Origin of the sequence: Mycobacterium heidelbergense, from assembly GCF_010730745.1 — a bacterium.
GTDB classification, from domain to species: Bacteria; Actinomycetota; Actinomycetes; order Mycobacteriales; family Mycobacteriaceae; genus Mycobacterium; species Mycobacterium heidelbergense.
Genome location: NZ_AP022615.1, coordinates 2,442,301 through 2,456,966 on the forward strand (window position 1 = coordinate 2,442,301; position 14,666 = coordinate 2,456,966).

Genomic DNA, 14,666 nt, shown 5'->3' on the forward strand with positions numbered 1-14,666 from the left:
CTCTCGCCGCTTGTAAACCGGTCGGTGTACTATCCGAATGTGAACGATGCCACCTCCCGGGCGCGTCCACCCGGTGGGCGGGGGGCGCGGGAGCGCATCGAGCGCGCCGCGGCCCGGCTGTTCTACCGCAACGGAATCCACGCGACCGGCGTGGAACTCATCGCACACGAGGCCAACGTCTCCAAACGCACGCTCTACCAACACTTTCCCAGCAAGAACGACCTGGTGGACAACTACCTCCGCGGCATCGCGGCTCGAGGCGGCCTGCCCACCGAGAAGCGCCTCGACGACACCGAGCTACCCGCCCGCGAACGCCTGCTGGGGATTTTCGACCTGCGCCGCTCCGACGTCGTGCGCGGCTGCCCCTATCACAATGCCGCCGTCGAATCGGCCGGGTCGCTGGCCAGCACCGACGAGATCGTGCGGACCCACAAGCAGGAATTCGTCCGCCGCCTCATCGCCGTCGCGCGCGAGGCGGGCGCCGCTGACCCCCACTTGCTGGGCCAGCAGCTCGCCGTGCTGTTCGAGGGCGCCACCGCGATGGCGACCTCGCTGAACGACACCGCACCCGTCGTGCACGCCCGTGCGGCGGCGGCCACGCTGATCGATGCCGCCCTGAGCCCTTGACGCGCTCCTCGTGATGCTGCTACACATGGCGTGCGCCACTAATTTGGGCGATCGCCCAAAAACTGGTGGGTGGAGGTGGCCGGATGGACGGCAAGGCGGCGTTCGTGACCGGCTCGGCGCGCGGACGGCAAGGAAAGCATCGATGACTGTCACAAACGACACCGACGTCTACTACGACCCCTACGACGTCGGCATCAACGCCAACCCGTATCCGACCTACGCGCGGCTGCGCGAGGAGGCGCCAATCTACCACAACGAGCGGTACGACTTCTGGGCGCTGTCACGGCATTCCGACGTCGAACGGGCATTGGCCAACTGGGAGGCCTTCTCCAACAAGCGCAGCGACATCCTCGAGCTGATCCAGTCCAAATTCGACATGCCCGGCGGCGTCATGATGTTCCAGGATCCGCCCGAACACTCGAGGCTGCGCGGCCTGATGTCGCGCGTGTTCACGCCGCGCCGGATGGCCGCCCTCGAGGATCAGATTCGGCAATACTGCGTGCGGTGCCTGGATCCGCTCGTCGGTTCGCAAGGCTTTGACATCATCGCCGAGCTCGCGTCGATGATGCCGATGCGCGTGATCGGGATGCTCCTCGGAATCCCCGAGTCCGAACAGATCTCGGTCCGTGACGCCAACGACGCCAACCTGCGCACCAAGCCCGGCGCGCCTCTTAAGGTCGCCGACGCCGACTCCATCGCCGACGGCCGGATCTACGCCGACTACGTCGAATGGCGATCCAAGAACCCGTCGGACGACCTGATGACGACGCTGCTCAACGTCGAGTTCGACGACGAGGATGGGGTGCACAGAAAGCTGACCCGCAAAGAGGTGCTGCATTACACCCAGGTGGTCGCCGGTGCGGGCAACGAGACGACCGGCCGGCTGATCGGCTGGCTCGCCAAGGTGCTCGCCGAGCATCCCGACCAGCGCCGGGAGGTCTACGAGGATCGGTCGCTGCTGAGCCGCACCGTCGACGAGACGCTGCGATTCGAACCCACGGGACCCCACGTCGCCCGGTGGCTGGCAAGGGATTTCGAGTGTTACGGCACGACGATTCCGGCCGGCAGCGCCATGCTGCTGCTGTTCGGCTCCGCTAACCGCGATCACCGCCGCTACGCCGACCCGGACACGTTCAACATCCATCGGGATAACATCTCGCACATCACCTTCGGAAAGGGCGTGCATTACTGCCTTGGCGCGAACCTGGCACGGCTCGAGGGCCGCGTCGCGCTGGACGAGATGCTCAACCGCTGGCCCGAATGGGACATCGATGACGACACGGCGCAATTGGCGTCGACGTCCACCGTCCGGGGCTGGGAGCGGCTGCGGGTCGTGCTGCCCACGTAATGGTCAATCGCGCCGGCTTTTCGGTGTCGGCATCTCGAACCGATCCAGGAATCGATTGACCAGCGCGACGGCCTCTTCGTGGCCGCTTTTGGTGCCGAGTGTCTGCTCGAGAATCAGGGTCCGCCCGACCGCGGCGATGATGACCGCGATGCCCGCGGGCGGGAATTGGCCTGTGTCGAGGCCGTGTTCGCGGACGACGAAGTTCAGGGCGGTGATCTGCATCTCGCGCCACCGCTCCTGCCAGGCCGCGATCTCGGCGCGAATCTCCTTGCGATGGTTGGCAAGTCCCATGAACTCCAGCAACAGTCGAGCGTCCTTGGGCTCGATCAGGGTGCCCCAGAAGGCGTGCAACGGTCGGTCGGAGGCCAACGCTTCTTGTTGCCGTTCCAGGTAGGCGGCCGCTCCGCGGCGGAAAACGTTGCGGTAGAGCTCGTCCATCGTCGGGAAGTAGTAGTGCACCAATGCCGGCTTCACACCGGCTTCGGCGGCCACCCGCCGCGACGTGGCGGCGGCATAGCCCTCGTCGACCATGATGCGAATAGTCGCGTCGATCAGCATGTCCCGAGTGGCGGAGTCCTTGGCCATCAACGGACCCTAAATTGGGCGTTCGCCAAAAATCAACCGCCCGCCACGATAGACACGTGACGGCTTGACCCCCGGGGTTAGGAAGTCCCGTCAACGGGGAACTATTCTGCCGTGCCTCTCCGCTTCCAGGACGTCATCACGTCCAAGTACCTGCTCCTGACCACCTTCACCCAGGATGGCCGACCCAAGCCGACACCGATCTGGGGGGTGCCGGACGGCGACAAGCTCCTGGTGATCACCGACGACGGATCGTGGAAGGTCAGGCGGATCAACAACACGCCCCGGGTGACGATCGCCCGCAGCGCGGCGCTGGGCAAGCCCAAGAGCGAATCGGTCGAAGGAATCGCCCGGGTACTGCCGAAGTCCGAGACGCGGCGGGTCTACAACGCCGTGCTCAAGCGGTACTGGTACCACGCGTGGTGGTTCTACGCCCACTCGATCGTGCGAGGCGGCATCGACAAGGTGCACGTGGGCCTGGAGATCACGCCGGCTGCGTAGCGTCGCTCTGGGGATCGATCAGGATCTTCGCGTGCGCCTCGGGATCACCGAGCGCGTCGAACGCGGCCTCGACGCCGGACAGCCCGACCGTCCCGGTGATCAGCGGCGTGACGTCGACCTTGCCGTCGGCGAGCATGTGCAGCGTGTCACGGAACTCGAGCGGCGTGTAGCCAAGCACGAACCGGAGGTCGATCTCCTTGTTGATCGCCATCGCCGGCCGGATGCGGTCCGAGCCCATGCAGACGCCAACCACGACGACGCGCGAGAACAGCGGCGCGCCCGCGATGATGCCGTCGACAATGCCTGGGACGCCGACACATTCGAAGATGACGGGGTGCTTTGGCGTTGCGGCGCCGGCCTTTTCGGCGGCGCGCCATATGTGCCACCAGGGCAACCGCAGCCTTTGCAGCTTCTCGATGGTGCCGACCGCCAGGTCGAACGCCTCGAGGATGCCCGCCAGGTGCTTGCGGCTCGCGTCCGTCGTGTAGGGCGACTCCTGCGCGGGATCGACGACGATGTCGGCCCCGCAGGCGGTCGCCAGCGCGCGCCGGCCCGGCGAGAAGTCGCTGGCGATCACGGTGCGCACCCCGTGCGCCTTGAGCATGCAGATCACCGCGAGGCCGATCGGCCCGCAGCCGATCACGATCGCGACGTCGCCCTTGCCCACCTCGCCGCGCCGGACTGCGTGCCACCCGACGGCCATCGGCTCGGTCAGGGCGGCGATCTCGGGGGACAACCCGTTGGGGACGGCAAGCGTGAGCGACTGCTCGACCAGGAGCCGCTCGGCGTAGGCGCCCGGCGCCATCGTCGACAACCCGATCCCGTGCACCTCCTTGCCGCGCCGCAGCAGCGGCAGGGCGACGACCGGGGTGCCGCGCCGCGGGGCCTTGCGCGTGCCGGGGCCGTAATCGAGCACCTCGCCGCAGAATTCGTGACCGAACACGACGTGCTGATCCGATCGCATGAAGGCGTCGTACCCCGATTCGGCCATCACGTCGGCGAGTTCGTCGCAGTGGTGGCGCGCGTGCAGGTCCGATCCGCAGATGCCGCACCTCAGAACCTGGATCAGCAACTGCCCCTTGGCCGGAACCGGGGTCGGCCGGTCGACGACCTCGAGCTTTGCGTTGGTGCAGGTGACGCTCTTCATCTATCGATCCTAGGCCCCCGCCGCGGCCGTCACGAAAGTGCAACTGGCAACGCATTTCCCAAGAACGGACGTCGGTAGTCGCACTTTCGCGGCCAAGGGCGGCACAAGCGCCCGCTCGTTCGACTGATGGGCAAGTTTCCATCGTGATAGCACCGGCGCTATCAGTTTGGGGAATCACCTTGGGGCCGGACCACGGTGCTCGCGTGGCTCATGTGATTGTTGATGCCGTCGATTGGCTAAGGGCCGGCAGCGCGAAGTGCCTCGAACGTGTCGGCCACGGTTTCCCGCGGCTCCCGATAGGTGATGCCGAGTTCTCGCTCGCTGGGCGAATCATCGGATGCCGGCATCTGCGTGTAGTACTGCATCCCCGCCGAGGTGAAGGGTGTGCCGAAGGGCAGAAACCGGCCCGCCCTGTCCAGGACAGCCCCCGCAACGCGCAGCGCGGTGTCCGGGATGGGGACGGCGACCATCGGAGTCCCCGCGACTCGACCGAGCATCGTCGCGAGCTCGGCCGCGGGCACCCGATGACCACCCGCGGTGTAGCGGCGCGGCCCGTGCCCCGGCTCCAAGAGCGCCGCGTGCAGCGCGGCCAGATCGCGGACGTCGACGACCAGCCATGCCGCGCTCCGCCCCGGGATCGCGTGCATCTGCAACGCCGCCCTCACGCCCTCGCCGGCCTCACCGAATTGGTCGCCGACCGGGGGACCGAGGACCATGCCGGGATAGGTGATGTTCACCGGTGCGCCGGCGTCCTGCAGCCCACGAGCATAGATTTCGACCTGCGCCTTGGACGTTCCGTATCCGTCCGCCCCACCGACCACCGGTAGGTCCGCCGTCAGCATCGCCAGGCCCGGATGAAATAGCGCGGTGAAGCTCGACACGTGGACGATCGGGTCCCGGCCCAGCTCCACGGCCTGGCCGAGGACGTTCTGCGCGCCCTGCATGTTCGTGGTGAGCATCTCGTTGGTCTGACGGGGGTCGACCGCCACCAGGGCGGCGCTGTGGACGACGGCGTCGCACCCGCGCAACGCGTCCCGTACCGAAACGCGATCGGTGATGTTCCCGACGGCGAAGTCCGACACGTCGACGTCCAGCTTGGCGACGGAGGTCTGCAGCCGATCGGGATTTCGCACCAGGAACCGGACGGAGTGTCCGACGTCGGCGATGGCCTTGGCGGTCCAGCCGCCCACGAATCCTGTACCGCCCGTGACCAGAACGCGCATGCTGCGATTCCGCAACGGACTACAGGTGACCGGCAGCGTAGGTCGCGGCCTCGCCCGTCATGCCGTTCGCGGAATACAAGGTATGCGCGGCAGGGCTGCCACCGTCGCTGCAGATCGGGTCGCCGGGAGCGCACAACTCGAGGGTCTTGGGCTGATACAGCGGGCCGATGACGAGCACGGGCGCGTGGTATTTCTCCAGGAAATCACCCGAGGGCGTTCCGAACAGCGTGACCGCGGCGACGTGGTTCGCTATGTCCGGCGGCATGGGCGGGGGTACCGCTGCAGCGGGCACGCCCGGCGGGACGGCGGCCGAGGTGACGTAACCGGCCACGGCGGCGCCCTGCGAGTATCCGCCGAGCACCTCCCTGGTCTTCGGGCAGTTCGCCGCCATCGACTCGATGTGTGAGGCGGCGTCACGGATGCCGTCGATGACGGTCACGGGGAAGTCGGGGTTCTGGAAGTCGGTGCTGGCTTGATAGTTGACCGGATACACGCCGAGCGACCGGGCACCAATCTGCCCGCGCAACGCGTCGACGAATGATCCGCCGATGCCGCCGAGGCCGGGCGGCTCACCGGAGCCGCGGGCGAACACCACCTCGACGTCGGGACACGGATCGGCAGGCGCCGAGGGGGCGGGCACGCTCACTAGGGCGGCGACGCCCGTCACCACCGCCGCCGCGAGCCGGCGCGTTCCGTTGAACCTCACTTGTCGACGCCGCTCATGATTCCTGCCCTCCTGCCGGTTCGGTGTGCTGGTTAACTACCCGTCGGCGGGCGATCCTGAAACCCGGGACCCGATCGGCCATCATGGACTTCGTGAGCACCGCAATCGTGGTGGCAATAGTGGTGGTGCTGATGCTGCTCGGCATCGGCATGGTGGTCAACCAGCTCATTCGGCTGAAGAAGTGGTTGAACGCCGCGCCCCCGGACCACGCGCCCGGCGACGACGCTCTCCCGCCCCCGGAGTGATCCGCCTGGACTTTGTTGGGGGCTTCGACCGGCTGATAGCTTCACTCTTGTGATGGCACCGAGCGCACGGGGCGTCACGGCACCGTGAAGCCGTCAACGCTTCTGGTCACCGACGACGGCTTGCCCCGCGGCGTGTCCGGCGCCGCCGACGCCCATTTCGCCAACGTCGTCAGGCTGTTCTCGAGGCTGTTCCCCGGCCGCCGGTTCGGCGGCGGAGCCCTGAGCGTCTACGTCGACGGCGTGCCCGTCGTCGACGTCTGGACGGGCTGGTCGGACCGGGCCGGCACCCAGCGCTGGACCGCCGACACCGGCGCGATGGTGTTCTCGGCGACCAAGGGTGTGGCGTCGACGGTGATTCACCGGCTGGCCGATCGGGGCCTGCTGTCCTATGACGACCCCGTCGCCGAGCACTGGCCCGAGTTCGCCGCTAACGGCAAGGCCGACATCACGGTTGGCGACGTGCTGCGGCACCGGTCCGGGTTGTCGCATCTGCGGGGCATCACCAAGGCGGAGTTGATGGACCACCTCCTCATGGAGGAGCGCCTGGCCGCCGCGCCCGTCGATCACCTGCGGGGGGTGCAGGCATACCACGCGCTGACCTACGGATGGCTGCTGTCCGGTCTCGCCAGGGCGGTGACGGGCAAGGGCATGCGGGAGCTGATCCGCCAGGAGGTCGCGCGCCCGCTCAACACCGACGGGTTGCATCTCGGCCGTCCCCCCGAAGGCGCCCCGACCAAGCCGGCGCAGATCCTGATGCCGCAGGCAAAGCTGCGCGCCCCGGTATTCAATTTCATCGCACCGAAACTGGCCGGCCTGCCCTTCTCCGGCGCGCTGGGGGCGATGTACTTCCCCGGCGTCGTATCCCTGATCAAGGGCGAGACCCCGTTCCTGGACGGCGAGGTGCCGGCGGCCAACGGCGTGGTGACCGGTCGCGGCCTCGCCAAGATGTACGCCGTGTTGGCCAACGACGGCCGGATCGACGGCAAAAAGTATCTGTCCAAGGAGTTGGTGCGCGGACTGACGGGGGAGTCGCGACGCAAGTGGCCCGACGCAAACATGGTGGTGCCCATGCCTTTTCACCTGGGCTACCACGAATCGCCGGTTCCCGGCCTGCTCAAGGGGTTCGGTCACGTGGGCCTGGGTGGAACCCTGGGATGGGCCGACCCCGAATCCGGCAGCGCCTTCGGGTTCATCCACAACCGGCTCTTGACGCCGCTGCTGTTCGACATGGGGTCGTTCGCGGGATTGGCCGGTCCGCTGCGCAGCGCCATCGACGCCGCCCGTCACCAGGGTCCGCTCGAGGTGCCCCCGCTCGGGGCGGCCTACCCCAAACCCGCTCGGCGACAGGCGAAGGCGGCGTCGGGCGGCGGTTAGCCGAGGGTTAGCCGACCTTGGCGTAGCCGCGGGGAAGTGTCAGCGGCAGATCGGCGTAGGTGACGATGCCCGGCGGCGCGGCGACGACGGCCGGGATCGCGTTGAGGGTCGGCATGGCCGTCATGATGTGCCCGAGCGTCATGAAGTCGGCGATCGTCTCGGCCTGGAAATACGGCGGCGGCAGAAAGCCGACTTTGGTTGTTACGGTGGGCTGCCCGTCGATCTGGATGACCCAGCCGTCCTGGTCGATCTTCCAATCGGGCTCCAGTGTCTGGCCCTTGCGCCACCGGACGTTGAGGTCGATCAAGGTCTTGCCGCCGACGATGCCCCGCCAGCTCGCGTAGACGCCCGCCACGCATCCCGCGGCTATCGTCCAGGAGCCGAGATCGAGATCGGCTGTCGTCTCGGCATATTCGGCCACGCACCGCACGTCGTCGAGCTCGACGCCCAGCGCGTCGGCCACCAGCCGGACCGCCTCGCCGAAGATGGCCGTCCCGCGCGCGGTCATCGCCTGCAGTTCCGGGTGGTCGATCGGCTGGCCGAAGCCCACCGGCTTTTCGGTCGCCGGTGAGTCGTAGAACGTGGTGTCGGCGGCTTCGGTGACGGTCACCTTGTCGATCCGATTGCACACCATCGCCGACACGATCGCCAACAGCTCGGCAAAGCCCGGGCTGACGCCGGATCCGAAGATCGTCGACCCACCTTTGCGGCAGGCTTCGGCGATTCGGTCGCGGCCATCGCCCAGGTTGTGCCCGGTGATGAAGGACGCCGTCGTCACCACGTTGACCCCGGCCGACAGGATGCGAACCAGCTCGTCGACGTCGATCCACATGGGGTTGTAGACGACGCAGTCCGGTGTGAGGGCGAGCAGCGCGTCGACGTCATCGGTGGCCGCCACCCCGAGCGGCGAAATGCCGGCCAGTTCGCCCGCGTCGCGGCCGACCTTTTCCGGCGACCAGGCATAACACCCCACCAGGTCGAGCGCGGGGTTGTCGGCGATGGATTGCAGCGAGCTCTTGCCGACGTTCCCGGTGTTCCATTGGACGACGCGATAGTTGTTTGGCACTCGCTCAGCATAGGGAATGCTGCGCGGCCGAGCGCCACCTCATGGGCGCCGGTACCGACCTGCCCCAATTTGTCGTCGAACCGGTAGGCTGCGTCGACACGGCCCACGAAGGGAGACAGGCGATGGCAGGCGTCCAATGGCTGGAAAAGCCTGAGGCCCACGACTTTCCGGCGGCGGCCGACTACCTCGCCTTGCTCGCGGACGCGCAGTCCGTCAAGAAGTTGACGAACAAGTTGAAGGCCGGAACCGTAGCGCACAAGAAGGCCAAGGACATTCTGCGGGCGGCGCGGCTGAGGTTGCTGGACGTCGACAATCCGCACGTCGCCGCGGATCTGTCCAAGATCAAGAAGGGCCAACCGTTGTCGCCCATCCTGCTGGTGCGCGGCGACTTCGCAAAGGGGGTTCCGCTGCAGATCGCCGACGGCTATCACCGGGTGTGCGCGAGCTATCACACCGATGAGAACACCGACATTCCGGTCGTTATCGTGTCGTCGAGCTGACCAAAGGGAGCGTGTCGCCGTGATTGATGTCCAAACCGTCGGGGCGGTGCGGGTGCTGACCCTGTCGTCCGGGCGCGTCAATGCCCTCGATGTCGAGCTGCTGGCCGAGCTGACGGGCGAGCTTCGCGAGCTGCGGAGCTCGGGCGCCGAGGCGCTCGTCATCACCGGCGCCGGCCGGGTTTTCAGCGCCGGCGTTGACCTCGAGAGCGTGGTGCAAGGCGGTGCGGGCTACACCGACCGGCTGGTTCCGGCGCTGTCCGAGGCGTTCGAGGCGATGTTCGGCTACCCGGGCCCGACGGTGGCCGCGATCAACGGCGCCGCCATCGCGGGCGGGTGCGTGCTCGCCTGCGCCTGCGACCGCCGGCTGATCAGCCCCGAGGCCCAGATCGGGGCGTCCGAGGTCCGCGTCGGAGTGCCCTTTCCGGTCGCCGCGCTCGAGGTGATGCGCTACGCGTGCGGGGACCATGCCGAGCGGGTGCTGCTCGACGGGCGCACCCACCGGGGGGCCGACGCCGTCGTCAACGGACTCGCCCACCGCGTTGTCGCCGAAGATCTTGTGGAGGCGGCGGTGGCGGAGGCCTCCGACCTGGGCGGCATCCCGGTCGACGCGTATCGCCATACGAAGGCCCAGCTGCGGGCGCCCACGCTGGCGCGGATGCGCGAGGCCGCCGCCATCGACGGCGAGGTCCGCCGGCTGTGGGGCGCGGACCAGACGCAGCGGCGCCTCGCCGCCTACCTCGAGGGCCTGCGGCGCCGCTAAGGCTGGTTTATTCGTCGAGCGCGACCCCGCCGCCGCGGGTGCGCCTGCGCCGAAGCCGATGAGACCCCTTCCCCGTCGGGCGGCGGTTACGCAAGCCACCCCGGGACTCCTCGGTGTCGTCCGTGGCCTCGGCGTCCTGTGTCGTCGGCGCTTCCTCGGTGGCCGGTTCGGCTGCTGCCGCCGGCTCGGCGTCGGCAGCAGTGGGCTCTTCCTCCGCCTGGTCCGGCTCTTCGGCCTCTTCGGTTTCGGTGGCTTCCTCAGCCTCTTCAGCCTCTTCAGCGCCCGCCTCGTCGCCCTTCTTGCGGCGAAGGCGTCGCCGTTTGGGCTTCTTCGCCTTGATCGGTTTCGGCGGTGGCGGCGGCAACTCGGCCACGAACGACAGATAAAACGCGAAGAACCCGAGCAGCCCGATCGCCGCGGCCGCGCCGTAGATCCCGAACAGCCACCGGCCGGCGGCGTCCAGGCTGAACCAGATCTCGCTGATCGCGGTGCCGATGATCAGCACGCCGGCCAGCACATGGGCCACGATCGACCAGACCCTGATGGACAGGGCCAGCTGCGGAGTCCCCAGCTCCGGCTTGCGGGTGCGCAACAGGGTGAACACGACGGGCAGCGCGGCCAGGCCGGTCAGCGCGCCCGCCACGATCCGAAGCGTCGTTCCCAACGAATGCGTGGTCTCGCCCATCAGCTCAGGCCAGCGGGGCAACACGAAATAGAAGTAGAGGACGCCGGCGGCAATCGAAAACGACGCGTGCCACGGTATGGCGACTTTGCGCCCCATACGCCTCCTCATGCTGGTGGTGAGCCTTGCTGGCTGGTACGCCAGCCTAAAGGCCGCCTAAACCGATTCCAAACGACGTCGCTGGTTGGTCGCGCCCCAATCGAGTACGACCAATGGCGGAGGATGCGGGATTTGAACCCGCGAGGGCTATTAACCCAACCCGCGTTCCAGGCGAGCGCCATAGGCCACTAGGCGAATCCTCCGTGGCCATGGTAGCCGAGTGTCCCGCGGCCGCCGCCGGTCGCTTCGGGCCGGGTATTACACTCGCGATGGACCCCGCGCGGCGTCTATCCTGTGAACTCCCCCAGGGCCGGAAGGCAGCAAGGGTCAATGGGCTCTGTCGGGTGCGCGGGGTCCCCTAGGCTTGACGAGTGGCGACCCGCAGCGCCCGGCTCCGCCGCGCTTGCGATCACCACCAGGGTTGGGCCGTGCACGATCCCCAGCGTTCAACAGCGAAAGGGCCCATGGTGTCGTTCGATTCCCTCAGCCCTGACGAGCTGGCGGCGGTCCACGCACGCAACCGGCAGGATTACGCGGAGCTCCAGGCCAAGAAGCTCGCTTTGGACCTGACCCGCGGCAAACCGTCCCCGGAGCAGCTCGACCTGTCCAACCAGCTGCTGAGGCTGCCCGGAGACGAGTACCGCGACGCCGAGGGCACCGACACCCGCAACTACGGCGGCCTGCACGGCCTGCCCGAGCTGCGGGCCATCTTCGCCGAACTGCTCGGCCTGCCGGTGCAGAACCTGATCGCGGGCAACAACTCCAGCCTGGAGCTGATGCACGACCTCGTCGCCTTCTCGATGCTGTACGGCGGCGTGGACTCGCAGCGGCCCTGGAAGGACGAGCCGGCCGTCAAGTTCCTCTGCCCGGTCCCCGGCTACGACCGGCACTTCGCCATCACCGAGACGATGGGCATCGAGATGATCCCGGTCCCGGTGCTGCAGGACGGGCCGGATGTCGACCTGATCGAAGAGCTGGTCGCCGTCGACCCGGCGATCAAGGGGATGTGGACGGTGCCGGTGTTCGGCAACCCCACCGGCGTCACCTACTCCTGGGAAACGACCCGCCGGCTCGTCCAGATGCGAACGGCGGCGCCCGACTTCCGGTTGTTCTGGGACAACGCCTACGCGGTGCACACCCTGACGCACGACTTCATCCGCCAGGTCGACGTGCTCGGGCTCGCGGCCGCGGCCGGCAACCCCAACCGGCCCTACGTCTTCGCGTCCACCTCCAAGATCACCTTCGCCGGCGCCGGCGTCAGCTTCTTCGGCGGATCGCTGGGCAACATCGCCTGGTATCTGCAATACGCGGGGAAGAAGTCGATCGGCCCGGACAAGGTCAACCAGCTGCGGCACCTGCGCTTCTTCGGCGACGCCGACGGGGTACGCCTGCACATGCTGCGCCACCAGCAGATCCTGGCGCCGAAGTTCGCGCTGGCCTTGGAAATCCTGGATCAGCGGCTGAGCGAGTCCAAGATCGCGTCGTGGACCGAGCCCAAGGGCGGCTACTTCATCAGCCTCGACGTGTTGCCCGGCACGGCGCGGCGGACCGTCGCCCTGGCCAAGGACGCCGGGATCGCGGTGACCGAGGCGGGCGCGTCGTTCCCCTACCGGAAGGACCCGGACGACAAGAACATCCGGATCGCGCCCACGTTCCCGTCGTTGCCGAACCTGCGCGACGCGGTCGACGGGCTGGCGACCTGTGCGCTGCTGGCGGCTTCCGAGTCGTTGCTCGTCTCCCCCGCATCGAGTGTGAGCTGATGGCGTCGAGTGTGTCCTGAGGGCGGAGAATCGCGCGGGATCCCACCCTGGACGCACACTCGATGCCACAGACGCACACTCGATGCCAGCCGCGCTCTAGCCACCGCGCCTACCGTCCGGCTCCTCAGCGGGACCTGCGGTGCCCGCATCGTCGTCGGACGGCGCCGGTAGCCTGCTGACCGTGGCCCTCTACCGCAAGTATCGACCGGCAACCTTCGCCGAGGTGGTGGGGCAGGAGCACGTCACCGAACCGCTGTCCATCGCGCTGGAAGCGGGCCGGATCAATCACGCGTACCTGTTCTCCGGGCCGCGCGGCTGCGGAAAGACCTCGTCGGCGCGCATCCTGGCCCGGTCGTTGAACTGCGCGCAGGGGCCGACGGCCAATCCGTGCGGGGTGTGCGACTCCTGCGTGGCGTTGGCCCCCAACGCTGCCGGCAGCATCGACGTGGTGGAGCTCGACGCGGCCAGCCATGGCGGCGTGGACGACACGCGCGAACTGCGGGACCGCGCGTTCTACGCTCCGGCGCAGTCGCGCTACCGGGTGTTCATCGTCGACGAGGCGCACATGGTGACCACCGCGGGGTTCAACGCGCTGCTCAAGATCGTCGAGGAACCGCCCGAGCACCTCATCTTCATCTTCGCCACCACCGAACCGGAGAAGGTGCTGCCGACGATCCGGTCGCGCACCCATCACTACCCGTTCCGGCTGCTGCCGCCGCGCACCATGCGGGCGTTGATCGGGCGGATCTGCGAGCAGGAGGGCGTCGTCGTCGACGACGCGGTGTACCCGCTGGTGATCCGGGCGGGCGGCGGTTCGCCGCGCGACACCCTCTCGGTGCTCGACCAGTTGGTGGCCGGAGCCGAGAACGACCACGTGACCTATCAGCGGGCGCTGGGCCTGCTGGGCGCCACCGACGTCGCACTGATCGACGACGCCGTCGACGCCCTTGCCGCGTCGGATGCCGCCGCGCTGTTCGGCGCGGTCGAGTCGGTGATCGACGCCGGCCACGACCCGCGGCGCTTCGCCATCGATCTGCTGGAACGGTTCCGCGATCTCATTGTGCTGCAAGCGGTTCCGGATGCCGTGAGCCGCGGCGTGGTCGACGGGCCGGAAGACGTGCTGGACCGGATGCGCGAGCAGGCGGCCCGAATCGGCACGGCGACCCTGACGCGGTACGCCGAGGTGGTGCAGGCGGGGCTGGGCGAGATGCGCGGCGCGACGGCGCCGCGCCTGCTGCTCGAAGTGGTTTGCGCGCGACTGCTGCTGCCGTCGGCCAGCGACGCCGAGTCGGCGCTGCTGCAGCGCGTCGAACGGATCGAGACCCGGCTGGACATGTCCATCCCCGCCGCCCAGGCCGCAGTCGCCGCGCCCCCGCCCAGGCCCGCGGTCGCGGAGCCGGCGGCGGCTCCCGCCCGGCCCCGCAAGGCGGCCGCCGAGCCCGTCCCCAAGCCCGAGCCCGGGCCCGTCGCCAAGCCCGAGCCCGTCGCCAAGCCCGAGCCGGTGCCCGAACCGCCGTCGGTGCCGGCCCCCGAACCCGAATCCGCTTCTGCCCCTGGCGAACTCAACGCGGCCGCGGTGCGAACCATGTGGCCGACGGTGCGCGACAAGGTGCGCCAGCGCAGCCGCACCACCGAGGTGATGCTGGCGGGCGCTACCGTCCGGGCGATCGAGGGCAACACCTTGGTGCTGACCCACGCGTCCGCGCCGCTGGCCAAGCGGCTGTGTGAACAGCGCAACGCCGACGTCATCGCCGAGGCGCTCCAAGACGCGCTGGGGGTGAGCTGGCGGGTGCGGTGCGAGGTCGGCGCGGCGGAACCCGCGCCCAGCGCCCCGCCGCCCGTCAGGCGGGAAGCGCCTCCCGACGAGCCCGCCGAGCCGGATTCGGCCCAGCGGGACGAAGAGGAACACATGCTTGCCGAAGCCGGCCACGGCGAGCCCTCGGGGCCGCGGCGCGACCCCGAGGAGGTCGCACTCGAGCTGTTACAGAACGAGTTGGGTGCCCGCCGCATCGACGGCGGCTAGCCGAT

General features: G+C 68.4%; 15 protein-coding genes, 1 tRNA gene and 1 other RNA gene. 10 read left to right on the forward strand and 7 right to left on the reverse strand.

Translation table 11 applies throughout. The annotated features are described in order from the left end of the window. The first annotated feature begins 39 nt into the window (after positions 1 to 39). Together G6N25_RS11390 and G6N25_RS11395 are read left to right on the forward strand one after the other, a co-directional pair. Positions 40 to 627, forward strand: coding sequence for a TetR/AcrR family transcriptional regulator (locus tag G6N25_RS11390; protein ID WP_083074970.1), 588 nt, complete (start codon positions 40 to 42; stop codon positions 625 to 627). A gap of 142 nt (positions 628 to 769) precedes the next feature. Continuing rightward, on the forward strand, positions 770 to 1,975 hold the full coding sequence (locus tag G6N25_RS11395; protein ID WP_083074909.1) for a cytochrome P450: 1,206 nt from the start codon (positions 770 to 772) through the stop codon (positions 1,973 to 1,975). Positions 1,976 to 1,978: 3 nt separating this feature from the next. Here the strand turns inward: G6N25_RS11395 and G6N25_RS11400 are convergent, their stop codons facing one another. Then, positions 1,979 to 2,533, reverse strand: coding sequence for a TetR/AcrR family transcriptional regulator (locus G6N25_RS11400; RefSeq protein ID WP_083074968.1), 555 nt, complete (start codon positions 2,531 to 2,533; stop codon positions 1,979 to 1,981). A gap of 138 nt (positions 2,534 to 2,671) precedes the next feature. Here G6N25_RS11400 and G6N25_RS11405 point away from each other — a divergent pair, with 138 nt between their 5' ends. Next, positions 2,672 to 3,058, forward strand: coding sequence for a PPOX class F420-dependent oxidoreductase (locus G6N25_RS11405; protein ID WP_083074907.1), 387 nt, complete (start codon positions 2,672 to 2,674; stop codon positions 3,056 to 3,058). On the opposite strand, the gene G6N25_RS11410 is transcribed toward G6N25_RS11405, so the two are convergent. The 3 genes from G6N25_RS11410 to G6N25_RS11420 form a co-directional block, all read right to left on the reverse strand. Next, on the reverse strand, positions 3,042 to 4,205 hold the full coding sequence (locus tag G6N25_RS11410) for a zinc-binding dehydrogenase (protein ID WP_083074906.1): 1,164 nt from the start codon (positions 4,203 to 4,205) through the stop codon (positions 3,042 to 3,044). The genes G6N25_RS11405 and G6N25_RS11410 overlap by 17 nt on opposite strands. 236 nt (positions 4,206 to 4,441) lie before the next feature. Further along, positions 4,442 to 5,428: an SDR family NAD(P)-dependent oxidoreductase gene (locus G6N25_RS11415; RefSeq protein ID WP_083074904.1), complete on the reverse strand. Its 987-nt coding sequence runs from the start codon at positions 5,426 to 5,428 to the stop codon at positions 4,442 to 4,444. A 19-nt stretch (positions 5,429 to 5,447) separates the two neighbouring features. Then, complete coding sequence (locus G6N25_RS11420) at positions 5,448 to 6,134, reverse strand: cutinase family protein (protein ID WP_169924621.1); 687 nt, start codon at positions 6,132 to 6,134, stop codon at positions 5,448 to 5,450. 110 nt (positions 6,135 to 6,244) lie between these two features. Between G6N25_RS11420 and G6N25_RS11425 the strand changes: the two genes are divergently transcribed. Continuing rightward, complete coding sequence (locus G6N25_RS11425) at positions 6,245 to 6,397, forward strand: hypothetical protein (RefSeq protein WP_163672320.1); 153 nt, start codon at positions 6,245 to 6,247, stop codon at positions 6,395 to 6,397. Positions 6,398 to 6,481: 84 nt separating this feature from the next. Beyond that, entirely contained in the window at positions 6,482 to 7,771 is a 1,290-nt protein-coding gene (gene lipL, locus G6N25_RS11430; protein WP_083074903.1) for an esterase/beta-lactamase LipL, read from the forward strand. A gap of 7 nt (positions 7,772 to 7,778) precedes the next feature. Here lipL and G6N25_RS11435 read toward each other — a convergent pair whose 3' ends face one another. Beyond that, positions 7,779 to 8,837, reverse strand: coding sequence for an NAD(P)H-dependent amine dehydrogenase family protein (locus tag G6N25_RS11435; RefSeq protein WP_083074901.1), 1,059 nt, complete (start codon positions 8,835 to 8,837; stop codon positions 7,779 to 7,781). A 122-nt stretch (positions 8,838 to 8,959) separates the two neighbouring features. On the opposite strand from G6N25_RS11435, the gene G6N25_RS11440 reads away from it, so the two are divergent. Both G6N25_RS11440 and G6N25_RS11445 read left to right on the forward strand, forming a co-directional pair. Continuing rightward, positions 8,960 to 9,337, forward strand: coding sequence for a hypothetical protein (locus tag G6N25_RS11440; protein WP_083074965.1), 378 nt, complete (start codon positions 8,960 to 8,962; stop codon positions 9,335 to 9,337). A 19-nt stretch (positions 9,338 to 9,356) separates the two neighbouring features. Further along, positions 9,357 to 10,097 (forward strand): enoyl-CoA hydratase/isomerase family protein, encoded by a 741-nt coding sequence (locus G6N25_RS11445; RefSeq protein ID WP_232065773.1) that lies wholly within the window; start codon positions 9,357 to 9,359, stop codon positions 10,095 to 10,097. A gap of 7 nt (positions 10,098 to 10,104) precedes the next feature. Here the strand turns inward: G6N25_RS11445 and G6N25_RS11450 are convergent, their stop codons facing one another. Both G6N25_RS11450 and G6N25_RS11455 read right to left on the reverse strand, forming a co-directional pair. Continuing rightward, complete coding sequence (locus G6N25_RS11450; RefSeq protein WP_083074898.1) at positions 10,105 to 10,878, reverse strand: hypothetical protein; 774 nt, start codon at positions 10,876 to 10,878, stop codon at positions 10,105 to 10,107. A 114-nt stretch (positions 10,879 to 10,992) separates the two neighbouring features. After that, positions 10,993 to 11,081: transfer RNA gene (locus tag G6N25_RS11455), tRNA-Ser, on the reverse strand. Between the two features lie 65 nt (positions 11,082 to 11,146). Between G6N25_RS11455 and ffs the strand changes: the two genes are divergently transcribed. The 3 genes from ffs (at position 11,147) to G6N25_RS11470 (ending at position 14,661) form a co-directional block, all read left to right on the forward strand. After that, an RNA gene (ffs, locus tag G6N25_RS11460) (signal recognition particle sRNA small type) lies at positions 11,147 to 11,241 on the forward strand. A 104-nt stretch (positions 11,242 to 11,345) separates the two neighbouring features. After that, positions 11,346 to 12,638: an aminotransferase class I/II-fold pyridoxal phosphate-dependent enzyme gene (locus G6N25_RS11465; protein ID WP_142272713.1), complete on the forward strand. Its 1,293-nt coding sequence runs from the start codon at positions 11,346 to 11,348 to the stop codon at positions 12,636 to 12,638. Between the two features lie 181 nt (positions 12,639 to 12,819). Then, positions 12,820 to 14,661 carry a DNA polymerase III subunits gamma/tau gene (locus tag G6N25_RS11470; protein WP_083074964.1) on the forward strand — a complete coding sequence of 614 codons (1,842 nt, stop codon included), beginning with the start codon at positions 12,820 to 12,822 and terminating at the stop codon, positions 14,659 to 14,661. The last annotated feature ends 5 nt before the right edge of the window (positions 14,662 to 14,666 follow it).